11 protein-coding genes and 1 pseudogene are annotated in these 11,245 nt (G+C 70.2%); 8 read left to right on the forward strand and 4 right to left on the reverse strand.

What is annotated here, in order from left to right:
* Window positions 1–204 precede the first annotated feature (204 nt).
* Both MTR79_RS15855 and MTR79_RS15860 read left to right on the forward strand, forming a co-directional pair.
* Complete coding sequence (locus MTR79_RS15855; RefSeq protein ID WP_086699768.1) at window positions 205–867, forward strand: response regulator transcription factor; 663 nt, start codon at window positions 205–207, stop codon at window positions 865–867.
* The gene (locus MTR79_RS15860) at window positions 864–2,048 is read left to right on the forward strand and encodes a HAMP domain-containing sensor histidine kinase (RefSeq protein ID WP_244793182.1); all 1,185 of its coding nucleotides are present in this window, start codon (window positions 864–866) and stop codon (window positions 2,046–2,048) included. The genes MTR79_RS15855 and MTR79_RS15860 overlap by 4 nt, the downstream gene beginning before the upstream one ends.
* 550 nt (window positions 2,049–2,598) lie before the next feature.
* Here MTR79_RS15860 and MTR79_RS15865 read toward each other — a convergent pair.
* Window positions 2,599–3,531 (reverse strand): SDR family oxidoreductase, encoded by a 933-nt coding sequence (locus MTR79_RS15865; protein WP_244790792.1) that lies wholly within the window; start codon window positions 3,529–3,531, stop codon window positions 2,599–2,601.
* 182 nt (window positions 3,532–3,713) lie between these two features.
* Window positions 3,714–3,803 (reverse strand): annotated as a pseudogene (locus MTR79_RS15870) (IS5/IS1182 family transposase); the annotation flags it as partial.
* Between the two features lie 116 nt (window positions 3,804–3,919).
* Between MTR79_RS15870 and MTR79_RS15875 the strand changes: the two are divergent.
* The 5 genes from MTR79_RS15875 to MTR79_RS15895 all read left to right on the forward strand — a co-directional run bounded on the left by MTR79_RS15875 (window position 3,920) and on the right by MTR79_RS15895 (window position 10,360).
* On the forward strand, window positions 3,920–4,759 hold the full coding sequence (locus tag MTR79_RS15875; RefSeq protein ID WP_086699774.1) for a helix-turn-helix transcriptional regulator: 840 nt from the start codon (window positions 3,920–3,922) through the stop codon (window positions 4,757–4,759).
* Window positions 4,760–5,275: 516 nt separating this feature from the next.
* A complete protein-coding gene (locus MTR79_RS15880) occupies window positions 5,276–5,899 on the forward strand; it encodes a (2Fe-2S)-binding protein (RefSeq protein WP_086699775.1) in 624 nt (207 codons plus the stop codon).
* Window positions 5,899–6,876 carry a xanthine dehydrogenase family protein subunit M gene (locus tag MTR79_RS15885; RefSeq protein WP_244790794.1) on the forward strand — a complete coding sequence of 326 codons (978 nt, stop codon included), beginning with the start codon at window positions 5,899–5,901 and terminating at the stop codon, window positions 6,874–6,876. The genes MTR79_RS15880 and MTR79_RS15885 overlap by 1 nt, the downstream gene beginning before the upstream one ends.
* Window positions 6,877–6,942: 66 nt before the next feature.
* On the forward strand, window positions 6,943–8,088 hold the full coding sequence (locus MTR79_RS15890) for an XdhC/CoxI family protein (protein ID WP_086699782.1): 1,146 nt from the start codon (window positions 6,943–6,945) through the stop codon (window positions 8,086–8,088).
* 10 nt (window positions 8,089–8,098) lie between these two features.
* Window positions 8,099–10,360: a xanthine dehydrogenase family protein molybdopterin-binding subunit gene (locus MTR79_RS15895; RefSeq protein ID WP_244790796.1), complete on the forward strand. Its 2,262-nt coding sequence runs from the start codon at window positions 8,099–8,101 to the stop codon at window positions 10,358–10,360.
* Window positions 10,361–10,374: 14 nt separating this feature from the next.
* Here the strand turns inward: MTR79_RS15895 and MTR79_RS15900 are convergent, their stop codons facing one another.
* On the reverse strand, window positions 10,375–10,542 hold the full coding sequence (locus tag MTR79_RS15900; protein ID WP_189364360.1) for a hypothetical protein: 168 nt from the start codon (window positions 10,540–10,542) through the stop codon (window positions 10,375–10,377).
* A 32-nt stretch (window positions 10,543–10,574) separates the two neighbouring features.
* Here MTR79_RS15900 and MTR79_RS15905 point away from each other — a divergent pair, with 32 nt between their 5' ends.
* Entirely contained in the window at window positions 10,575–10,808 is a 234-nt protein-coding gene (locus tag MTR79_RS15905; RefSeq protein ID WP_244790798.1) for a hypothetical protein, read from the forward strand.
* Window positions 10,809–10,833: 25 nt separating this feature from the next.
* Here MTR79_RS15905 and MTR79_RS15910 read toward each other — a convergent pair whose 3' ends face one another.
* A complete protein-coding gene (locus MTR79_RS15910; protein WP_086699781.1) occupies window positions 10,834–11,238 on the reverse strand; it encodes a ChaB family protein in 405 nt (134 codons plus the stop codon).
* Window positions 11,239–11,245: the final 7 nt, after the last annotated feature.

The following is an 11,245-nucleotide window of genomic DNA, read 5'->3' on the forward strand; positions in this document are numbered from 1 at the left end:
GCTGTTTGCAGCAGGATAAGCGTGTTACAGCGGCATAAAGACCCGCCTGGTCCTGGTCCTGGTCCTGGTCTTGGTCGAGGGCGCAGGCTGCGCCTGTGGCCGTCTTTCACCGGCTGGTTCGCCGTACACCGCCCCACCTCATCCGGCTTTACACCGCCCCACCTCTTTATCCGGCTGCAATCGTGAACTTGGTGTTATGGGGACATGAGAGTTCTGGTAGCCGAGGACCATCGTGTTCTCGCCCGCACGATCGCCGCCGGTCTGCGTCGGCAGGCGATGGCGGTGGACGTCGCCGCCAGCGGGGACGAGGCCGAGCGGATGTGTCAGCTCACTGCCTACGACGTGCTGATCCTCGACCGGGACATGCCGGTCATGACCGGCGACGAGGTGTGCACACGACTACGGGAGCTCGACGACCCTCCGCGGATCCTGATGCTGACAGCGGCCGGCGAGCTCATGGACAAGATCTACGGCCTCACCACGCTCGGCGCCGACGACTACCTCGCCAAACCCTTCGAGTTCGCCGAACTCGTGGCCCGCGTACGTGCCTTGAGCCGTCGCGCGCCAAAGCCGTCCCCCGCTGTGCTGCGCTTCGGGAGCATCTCCCTGGACGAGGCGCGGCGCGAGGTGTCCGTGGACGGCCGGTTGCTGGAGCTCACCCCTAAGGAGCACGCGGTCCTGCACCTGCTGCTCGTGGCCGGTGGTGCGCCTGTGCCGCACGACGAGCTCGTCCGCACCGTCTGGGACGAGCACCTCGACCCGCGCACCAGCGCGGTGCGCGCCACGGTGAGCAGGCTGCGCGGCAAACTCGGCGCCCCCGGCCTGATCGCCGTCGACAAAGGAGAGGGATACCGGCTGTGCGAATGAACTGGCGGGCGCTGTTGAGCAGGCTGCCCTTCCGCGTCCGCCTGGCAGCGGCCATCTCCGGGCTCTTCCTGCTCGCAGGCATTGCCCTGCTCGCCTTGGTGGTGCTGCTCGCGCGCTACGGGACGGCCCAGCAGGTCGAGGGACTGTCGGTCACGTACGGCGATGCACCGAGCGGCCCTGCGACGCCCTCTGAGCCCGTGCGCCCCGCTCAGCCGGAAGGCACGACTTCGGCCCCGAGCGGCGTCGCCCTGATCCAGAAGATCGACCAGACCGTGCAGGCCGTCCAGGACACAGCGCTGCGTCAGATGGTGCTCTGGTCCGCTGTCGCAATCCTCGTGATGGCGCTGCTTGCGGGACTGCTGGGCTGGTGGCTCGCGGGAAGGGCATTGCGTCCCGTCGCCTCCATGACCGAAGCCGCCCGCCGGATCAGCGAACAGAACCTGCACCAGCGCCTGGCGCTCACCGGTCCCGACGACGAGCTGCACCGCCTCGCCGACACCTTCGACACCATGCTCGACCGGCTGGAGCGAGCCTTCGAGAGTCAGCGCCGCTTCGTTGCCAACGCGTCCCACGAGCTCAAGACCCCCCTGGCCGCCCAGCGCACCACCCTCCAGGTCGGTCTCGCCGACCCCCTCCCCGAGAGTCTCGCCGACGTCCGCGAGGACCTGCTCACGACCAACCGCGAAGCCGAACAACTCATCAACGCGCTCCTGCTGCTGGCACGTAGCGACGGCGGTCTGGACGAGACCGAGAGCGTGGACCTCACGGTCACCGCCCGACTCGTGACGGCCGAGCTCACCCCACAGGCATCGGCCCACGGCGTGCACATCGACCTGTGCGCGGACACCCCGCTGGTCGTTCGCGGCGACGGCGTCCTGCTGCGCCACCTGCTGACGAACCTGATGCGCAACGCCATCCAGTACAACCACCCCGGAGGCCAGGTCTGCGTGCGACTCGACGTCGCCACCGTGACGGTGACCAACACAGGCGTCCGTGTGCCTGCCGAACTGGTCCCGGGCCTGTTCGAGCCCTTCCGCCGCCTCGACGCGGACCGAACCGCCACTACCGGCCACGGCCTGGGACTGTCCATCGCCTCTTCCATTGCCGAGGCCCACCACGCCACGCTGACGGCGCGACCGGGCGTCGAGGGCGGACTCGCCGTGGCTTTGCGCTTCCCCTGAGTGCCTGGAACGGTACGAGCACCAGCAGATCGATGAGGTGCAGCTCTGAGGGAAGTTGCTGTCCCCGAGTTCGCACGTGACGGCGGAGAGAGGCATCCCGAGGACCTCATCGGCGAACTGCGTCATGATCGTGTACATGCCGCTGCCGATGTCCTGGGTGCCGACCTGGACGAGCACCTTGCCGTCGGCACCGATGGTCATCCGGGCGCCGGAGCCAGGTCGGCCGCCGGCGGTGTGGCGGACGTGGCCATGCCCCGGCCGACGAGTTCCTCGCCGTCGCGCATGGAGCAGGGGCGCGGGGCGTGCCGGGACCTGCCGGACATCGACGCGGCGCGGTCGTAACATTCGCGCGGGTGACTGCTGCCCCGTTCCTGACCGTTCTCCATGTTCCGGCTGCTCCCATTGCGTTCGCGAGGCAGGCCGGGCGCCCCGTGCCGGCCCGCCGCCGTCCACGACTGATCGGCACCGGCGGCGTCGTCCTCCACCTGCGCCAGGTGCCACACGAGCCAGGCATGGTAGGTGCGCCGACGACGGCGGCGGTGCCGGGACGTCAGGCGGGGAATCGGGCACCGATCAGCCGCTCGGACGCCTCCCAGATCTTGCGGGCCTCGTCCATGTCGCGCAGCGGAGGCCACAGCATCTGCTCGGCGGGAGCGCCGCCGACGTCGGCTCGGTCGGGGCCGTAGAACTGGCCTCCCCGCGCGTCGGGGCCGGTGGCGGCCAGGAGTGCGGGGAGGGCGGCGGTGGCGGGGGTGCCGAGGATGCGGACGCGGGAGAGCATGCGGATCATCCGGACGGCGCCGGTGTCCTTCTTCCGTCCCATGCCGGGCTGGGCGGAGAGAAGGTTGGTGGGGGAGATGCCGGGGTGGGAGAGGTTGCTGGTGATGCCCCAGCCGGCCGCGGCGCTGCGGACGTCGAGTTCGCGGGAGAACAGGCCCACGGCGATCTTGGACTGTCGGTAGGCCTTCGTGACGTCGTAGTCCCGGTCCCAGTTCAGGTCGTCCCAGTTGATCGCGCCGCTGCGGGCGGCGATGCTGGTCTGGTGGGTGACTCGGGCCTTGCCCTTGATGAGCAGGGGCAGGAGGCCCTGGGTGAGGGCGAAGTGGCCGAGGTGGTTGGTGCCGAACTGCAGCTCGAACCCGTCCTGGGTGGTCAGGCGGCTCGGGGGTTGCATCACGCCGGCGTTGTTGATGAGCAGGTTGATCGGGCGGCCCTCGCCCTCGAGCTGCTGGGTGAGGGCGGTCACGGAGTCGAGCGAGGCCAGGTCCAGGGCCCGGGTGGTGACTCTCGCCTCCGGAACGAGGTCACGGATACGGTCGGCGGCCTGCTCACCCTTGGCGGGGTTGCGGACCGGCATGATCACCTCTGCGCCCGCTCGGGCGAGGCGGGAGGCGATGATGAACCCGATCCCGTCGCTCGCCCCGGTGACGAGGGCGAGCTTCCCGGACAGATCGGGGAGGGTGATGTCGATGTTCCGAGCCATCAGTGGTCTCTTTCGTTCAGTGACGCGTCAGCCGCGTTCGGCGTGTGCGTCCATGCTGGGCGGTCGTCGGCCACGCATCCAGGACTCACCGGTCCAGGGCTCGCCGATCCGTCCCTCTGCGTGGTCCAGGAGGGGCAACGCCTCAGGACGTGCCGGCGGGTGATCAGGCAGACAGCGGGTCCGAGGAAGGCTTCGTGGATGTCGTCGCGTCGTTCCCAGCGGATCCGTGGGCGGCGGAAGCCGTGCGGCCAGGAGACCGTCCGCTCGTCAACCAGCCCCTGTCGGAGCCGGTAAGGGGGGATCGACAAGCCGTGGATGCGCGAATGCACGGGCGATAGAACTGAAACAGCACGGGGAAACGAGGCAGAACTCTCGGAAGGGGAGCGCCGTGATCGATCGCGCAGGGCTGGCGGGCTTTCTCCGCAACCGTCGTGAGGCGCTGCAGCCGGAGGACGTCGGAATGCCTCGGGGACGGCGCCGCCGGACTACCGGGCTACGGCGGGAGGAGGTGGCGACGCTGTGCAACATGTCGGCCGACTACTACTCCCGTCTGGAGCGCGAGCGCGGTCCGCAGCCGTCACCGCAGATGCTCGCCTCGATCGCCCAGGGACTCCACCTGTCCATAGACGAGCGTGACCATCTGTTCCGGCTGGCCGGGCACAACCCGCCGCCGCGTGACAGCTCCAGTGAGCACATCAGCCCGGGGTTGCTGCGTGTTCTGGACCGGCTGCACGACACGCCCGCGGAGATCGTGACCGAGCTCGGCGAGACCTTGCGGCAGACACCGATGGGCGTCGCCCTCACCGGCGACACGACGCAGTACACGGGTCCTGCTCGCAGCAGTGGCTACCGGTGGTTCACCGAACCCGGTGCCCGGGACCTGTACGCTCCGGAGCAGCACGCGTTCATGACCCGGATGTACGCCGCAGGCCTGCGCGCGATCGTCACCCTCCGGGGTCCCGACTCCCGAGCCGCATATCTGGCGGATCTGCTCCTGGACTCCAGCGAAGAGTTCCGGCGGGTGTGGGACGACCATGAGATCGGGATCCGTCCGCGCGAGGTCAAGCATTTCGTTCACCCCGAGGTCGGTGCCCTGGAGCTGAACTGCCAGCGCCTGATCGATCCCGACCAGGCCCATTCCTTGATGGTCTACACCGCCGTTCCGGGCACGGAGAGCTACGAGAAGCTGCAGGTCCTGTCCGTGATCGGCACGCAGACACTGCACTGAAACCGGCGAACCGAAGACCGACTCCGCCGGATGCCGTCCTGACGGCGCCCGAGGCCGGCACCGACTGTCGTAGTGGTCGGTCGACATGCTGCACGGCCGAGCCACCTTCTCCCGCCCACAGCTCGCTGGTCCTCGTGGCGCACCACGTACGGGCATGACGTCCTCCGGCTGCAGTGCCGCCTGTCGCCGTCGGAGGAAACCGGTCGGCCCGGCCCGGCCCGACCTCGCGCGGTCGGTCGTCGTGCGCCGTCCTCTGTGTTCACCGAACCGGCCGGACCTCTGCCGTCCCGACGCGTGGTGCGTCACATGCGGCCGATCGGATCCCGCACCGTCCCGCGGGCCCGGATCGATGCCCGCTCCGGCTCCTTCAGCTCGACCTCAGCCTGGGATCGGCAGAGCCTGGATGATCCTGCTCCCGGCGGCCAGCCTTGGAGCAGCGCTTGACCCGGAGACCACACGCGTGGTCGCGGCGCCGGCCTTCCCCACTCCGAACTCGCGAACAGCCAGGAGGCATTGATGAACCAACAGAACGATGTGGGAGGCGCCGGTCCGGGTGTGTCCCGGCGCAGCTTCGTAGGGGGGAGCCTGGTCGCCGTCACCGTGGCGCCGCTGCTGACCGGACAGGCCGAGACGGCAGAGGCTGCCCCGGCAGCCGATGCCGAGGGCGTGACGTCGGTGACGGTACGGGCCGCCGTCAACGGCGATCCGGTCACCCTGCGGGTGGACCCGCGGGCGACCCTGCTGGACACTCTCCGCGAGCGGCTCGACCTCAAGGGCACCAAGAAGGGCTGCGACCGGGGACAGTGCGGCGCCTGCACCGTGCACATCGACGGCCGGCGCGTGCTGTCGTGCCTCACGCTGGCCGCCACGGCGAGCGGCCACCAGGTCACCACGATCGAGGGGCTGGCCGACGGCGACCGGCTGCACCCCATGCAGCAGGCCTTCGTCGACCACGACGGTCTGCAGTGCGGCTTCTGCACCCCGGGGCAGATCATGTCCGCGGTCGCCATGGTCGAGAACGAGGGCCCCGCCCGCTCCGACGACGAGATACGTGAGCGCATGTCGGGCAACATCTGCCGCTGCAGCGCCTACCCGCGCATCGTCGACGCCATTCGGGACGCGCAGCGGGTGATGCGCTGATGCGGCCCTACACCTACGCCCAGGCGCGGACGGTCCGTGAGGCCGTGCGGGCCGCCGGGCCGGACACCGCGTTCCTCGCCGGTGGCACCACCCTGGTAGACCTCATGAAGCTCGAGGTGATGTCACCCGACCGTCTCGTGGACATCAACCGGCTGCCACTGGACGGCATCACCTTGGACCACGAGGGTCTCCACGTCGGTGCGCTTGAACGAATGAGCGACGTGGCTGCCGCACGCGCCGTGCGCCAGCACTACCCGATGATCGCGCAGGCGCTGGAGCTGAGTGCCTCGGCCCAGCTGCGCAACATGGCGAGCATCGGCGGCAACCTGCTGCAGCGCACGCGGTGCAGCTACTTCCGCGACGTCACGACTCCGTGCAACAAGCGTGAGCCGGGCAGCGGCTGCTCAGCCCTGGACGGGATCAACCGCAGCCACGCCGTGCTGGGCACCAGCGACGCGTGCATCGCCGCCCATCCCAGTGACCTCGCCGTCCCGCTGGTGGCGTTGAGCGCGACCGTGCACCTGGCCTCCGCACGCGGCACGCGCACCGTACCCATGGAGACGTTCTACACCCTGCCCGGTGCCACCCCGGACGTCGAGAACGTGCTGCGGCCGGACGAGCTCATCACCGGGATCACCGTGCCCCGTTCGCCCTGGGCGGCGCACTCGCTCTACCTGAAGATCCGCGACCGTCAGTCGTACGAGTTCGCGCTCACGTCGGCCGCCGTCGCCCTCCAACTGCGTGGACGCACCATCGTGAACGCCCGGATCGCCGCGGGCGGGGTAGGGACCAGGCCGTGGAGGCTGACGGCCGTCGAACACGCCCTGACGGGCCGGCCCGCCACGTCCGCAACGTTCGAGGCGGCCGCCGCCAGTGCCGCGGACGGCGCCCGACCACGGGAGCACAACCGGTTCAAGCCCGCGCTGCTGCGTCGCACCGTAATACGGGCACTGACCGAACTGCGGGACAAGAGGTGAGCGGCCGACGTGGCCCCGGCCGGTCTGACTCCGTCCAGGCAGGCGGCCCCGGATCTGGCGGCCCACATGCTTGAGATCGCCGCTGACCTGGTCGGACCTGTCCGTCGTGGGATCCCGTTCGTGGCCGCCACCGTCACGAGTGTCGCCGGCAGCGCTCCGCGGCAGCCCGGCTCGTCCCTGGTCGTGGACGCGGACGGCACTGTGCTGGGCAACGTGTCGGGCGGGTGCGTCGACGCCGCGGTCCACGACACGTGTCGGGACATGCTGGCCGGGGACCGCCAAGCCCGCGCCCTGCGCTTCGGATACAGCGACGCCGACGCGTTCGACGTAGGTCTTACCTGCGGCGGCACCATCGAACTCCTCCTGCGCCACCACGACCCGACCACCGAACCATGGCTCGCATCGGCTCTGGCCGATGCCGCGGGCGGCCGGGCGGTGGCCGTGGCCACGATCGTGCGCGGCCCGGAGACCCACCTCGGTCGAGCGATCGTCGTCAGGCCCGGGCGATCCGTCGCGGGAACGCTCGGGGACGAACTGCTCGACCAGGTCGCCGAGGCACGGACCATCGGTGCCCTGCACGCAGGGCGGACCGGCACGCTCGAGCTCGGGGTGGCCGACAGCTACTGCCGGGAGCCGATGACTTTGCTGGTGGAGAGCAGCTCCCCACCGCCTCGCATGCTGGTCTTCGGCGCCATCGACCACGCAGCCGCGCTGGCCCGGCTCGGCTCCTTCCTCGGCTGTCGGGTGACCGTCTGCGACGCCAGGGCCACGTTCGCCACCCCGGAACGGTTCCCGGACGCGGAGGTCGTCGTCGAGTGGCCGCACCGCTATCTCGGGTCCCAGGCCGAGGCCGGCCTGCTGGACCGGCGCACCGTCGTGTGCGTGCTCACCCACGACCCCAAGTTCGACCTGCCCCTCCTGACCGCCGCGCTACGCATGCCAGTCGCGTACGTGGGTGCCATGGGGTCCCGCCGCACCCACGAGGAACGCCTGACCCGGCTCCGTGAGGCCGGTCTCACCCAAGGCGAGCTCGATCGCCTGCATTCGCCCATCGGCCTCGACCTCGGGGCACGAACCCCGCAGGAGACGGCGCTGTCGATCGCGGCGGAGGTCGTCGCCCACCGGCACGGCGGCTCGGGGGCACCCCTGAGCACCGGGGTCCCCATCCACCACAGTGCTCCGTCGACCGGCGCACTCGCATTCAGCAGCTGAAGGATTCACGATGTCCCGTTCCCCAGTCGGACGCGAGACCGAGCGCGTCGACGGCAGGCTGAAAGTCACCGGCGCGGCCGAGTACTCCGGTGACTACCGCGCCCCCGGCCTCGCGCACGCCCATCTCGTCACCAGCACCATTGCGCGAGGCACCCTCACCGGCATCGACACGGCGGCAGCACTGGCCTCACCCGGCGTCCTGCGCGTGTATGCCGCGCCCGACACCCGCTTGGGCCTGTATCCCATCACCGGTCCGCTCGCCGGCTTCGTCGAGAACTACGTCCCGCTGCGCGACGCGGAGGTCCACTTCCACGGCCAGGCCATCGCGATGGTCGTCGCCGAGACCCCCGAACAGGCACGCGACGCCGCCGCGAGGGTCACCGCGACCTACGACACCCGGCCACCGCGCACCTCGCTCGCGGACGAGCCCCACGTTCCGGCCGGCCCCACCATCAGCGGGTCACCGAGCAGCCTCAACATCCTTGCGCCCGGCGTCGCCTCCATCGACGCCGCGCTCGCCGCCAGCGACGTCGTCGTGGAGGCCGAGTTCCACCAGCAGATGCAACACCACGCGGCGATGGAGCCCCACGCCGTTCTCGCCGTCTGGAAGGGGGACCAGGTCACCATCCATGCCGGCGCGCAGGTTCCCTCGGCGTACGCCCTCGGGACGGCCCAGCGGATCGGTGTTCCGCCTCAGAACGTCCGGCTGATCACGAAGTACGTGGGCGGCGCCTTCGGTGCCCGCGTCATCCTGTGGAGCGACACCCCGCTCGCCGCCGCCGCGGCCCGGGAGATCGGCCGCCCGGTCCGCCTCGTGCTCACCCGCGAGCAGATGTTCACGCTCACCGGCCACCGGCCCCAGCTCACACAGACCGTCCGGCTGGGCGCCTCCCGCGACGGCGTCCTCAACGCCATCAGCCACCAGAGCGTCTCCGAGCGCCCGACCACCGTCACCTTCCCCATGACCCCGGCGCACGCCACCACGGACGCGCTCTACCGCACGCCGAACCTGCACGTCGACGCACAGCTGGCCGTCCTCGACATCCCGGGGAGCCGGGCGATGCGCGGCCCCAACGAGGCACCCGGGTCCTTCGCCCTGGAGACGGCGATGGACGAGCTGGCCGTCGCCACCGGCGTAGACCCGGTGGAGCTCCGGCTGCGCAACTACGCCACCAAGAGCCCTTCCACAGGCTTGCCGTGGTCGAGCAAGCACCTCGAGGAGTGCTACCGCGTCGGCGCGCGGCGATTCGGCTGGTCGGGCCGCAGCGCCAAGCCCCGCTCACGCGTCGACGGGCAGTGGCTGTACGGCACCGGCATGGCCACCGCCATCTACCCGGCGCACCGCCGGGCCGCGAGCGTGCGGATCCGGTTGCTCGAGGACGACACCGCCGTCGTCTCGACCGGCATCTCGGACTTCGGCACCGGCGGGGCGACCATGGTGGGCATCTCCGGCGCCGACGCCCTCGGGATCCCGCTGACGCGAGTGACGCCCGAGATCGGCGACACCCTGCTGCCGCAGGGCGCGCCCGCGGCAGGATCAAGCGCCACGCACGCCACCGTGCCGTTGATCGTGAGGGCCGCCCGCGACGCGATCAACGAGCTCAAGCGGCTCGCCGTCACCGACGACAGGTCGCCGTGGCGCGGAGCGAGCGGCGACGACCTGCGCTACGAACGCGGCGTCCTGCACGGTCAAGGGCGGTCGATGACCTTCGGCAGCCTGCTGGCCGCCGTCGATTCACCAGGCATCACGGCCCTCGCCGAGTCAGCCGGCGACCCCGACCCGCGGTATGTCCACCACAGCTTCGGCGCCCACTTCTGCGAGGTACGGGTCAACCGGTTCACCGGCGAAACCCGCGTCACCCGGTTCACCACGGTCGCGGACGTCGGCCGCGTCATCAACTCCCGGGCCGCGCGGAGCCAACTCGTCGGCGGTGTCATCTTCGGTATCGGGCACGCCCTGCTGGAGGAGAACCCGCTGGAGCCCGACACCGGGCGCCTGGCATCCAGCACGCTCGCCGACTATCTCGTGCCCGTGAGCGCCGACGTTCCCGACATCGACGTGCACCTGCTCGGACGGCCCGACCCCGTCCTCACCGGGCCGCTGGGCGACGGCAGTGAGGAGGTCGGGACCAGGAGCCTCGGCGCTCGCGGGCTCGGGGAGATCGGCACAGTCGGCTCGGCGGCCGCGATCGGGAACGCCGTCCACAACGCCACCGGCATCCGGGTACGCGACGTACCCATCACCCTCGACAAGCTGATCGAGCACCTGTGACGGGTGAACCAGACCTACCGCATCCCCGCCGTGACGGCCTCGGTGAGGGCGGGGATGACGGACGCGTGGCCGAACCACTCGCCGATGGTGATATCCAGCGTGAGCGGCTTCGCCAGCAGGTCGCCCGCGAGGTCCAGGGGCATGGAGGCGAAGACGGTCTGGACGTTCTCGCCGACGTGCACCTCGTCACGGCCCGCGGCTACGGTCCAGTCGGATGAGTGTGGTCGTCTCGCGTTCGGCGACGTTCAGCCCCGGCATCGTCAAGGCGGACAGCCAGGTCTTCGCTCGTCCTGAAGCCATGGGGGACACCCTGCCCGGCACCGGGCTGCACGTGACTTGCGACGAGCAGGAGATGCTCGGAGACCTGCCGGTCCACCAGAATCTCGCGAAGAACGCGGCCACGTTCCTGCACAGCCTCACCTCACATGACCAGCTGTGCATTCCCTGATGAGCCCGTCACCACCCATGTCCGGTCAGCTCGAACGGGCTGCGCGCGTCTCCGAGCGGTTCGCCTTGCGGATCGCGTCGCGCAGCTCGGACTTCGACATTCGTGACCTTCCGTCGATACCCAGTCGCTGAGCGAGAGCATAGAGATGCTCTTTCGACGCGTTCTCGTCGACACCTTCCCCGCTGCGGCCGCCCTGCTGCCGGGGCTTCGCCGACCGCGGGTCCGAGGGCCCCTTGCGCCCGCCCTCCTTGCGCTCCCAGTGATCACCGACCTTCTCGTATGTGTGTTTCAGCGCGCCGTATGCCACCCGGTGCGCTCGCTCGCCTTCGCCGTACTGCTCGACGGCCGAGTCGTGCGCCTTGATCCATGTTCGCTGGGCGTCCTTGGACGATCGCTCCAAGGTCGACGGCATTTCCTCGCGTCCCGGCATGTCACTC

It is taken from the genome of Streptomyces sp. BJ20 (assembly GCF_022869105.1).
GTDB lineage: Bacteria > Actinomycetota > Actinomycetes > Streptomycetales > Streptomycetaceae > Streptomyces > Streptomyces griseoincarnatus.

Coding starts and splice junctions, on each gene's coding strand:
- MTR79_RS15865 (WP_244790792.1), bottom strand. CDS start 3,531: ATGGCTCGGAACATCGACATCACCCTCCCCGATCTGTCCGGGAAGCTC.
- MTR79_RS15860 (WP_244793182.1), top strand. CDS start 864: ATGAACTGGCGGGCGCTGTTGAGCAGGCTGCCCTTCCGCGTCCGCCTG.
- MTR79_RS15885 (WP_244790794.1), top strand. CDS start 5,899: ATGCGGCCCTACACCTACGCCCAGGCGCGGACGGTCCGTGAGGCCGTG.
- MTR79_RS15880 (WP_086699775.1), top strand. CDS start 5,276: ATGAACCAACAGAACGATGTGGGAGGCGCCGGTCCGGGTGTGTCCCGG.
- MTR79_RS15905 (WP_244790798.1), top strand. CDS start 10,575: ATGAGTGTGGTCGTCTCGCGTTCGGCGACGTTCAGCCCCGGCATCGTC.
- MTR79_RS15890 (WP_086699782.1), top strand. CDS start 6,943: ATGCTTGAGATCGCCGCTGACCTGGTCGGACCTGTCCGTCGTGGGATC.
- MTR79_RS15895 (WP_244790796.1), top strand. CDS start 8,099: ATGTCCCGTTCCCCAGTCGGACGCGAGACCGAGCGCGTCGACGGCAGG.
- MTR79_RS15855 (WP_086699768.1), top strand. CDS start 205: ATGAGAGTTCTGGTAGCCGAGGACCATCGTGTTCTCGCCCGCACGATC.
- MTR79_RS15910 (WP_086699781.1), bottom strand. CDS start 11,238: ATGCCGGGACGCGAGGAAATGCCGTCGACCTTGGAGCGATCGTCCAAG.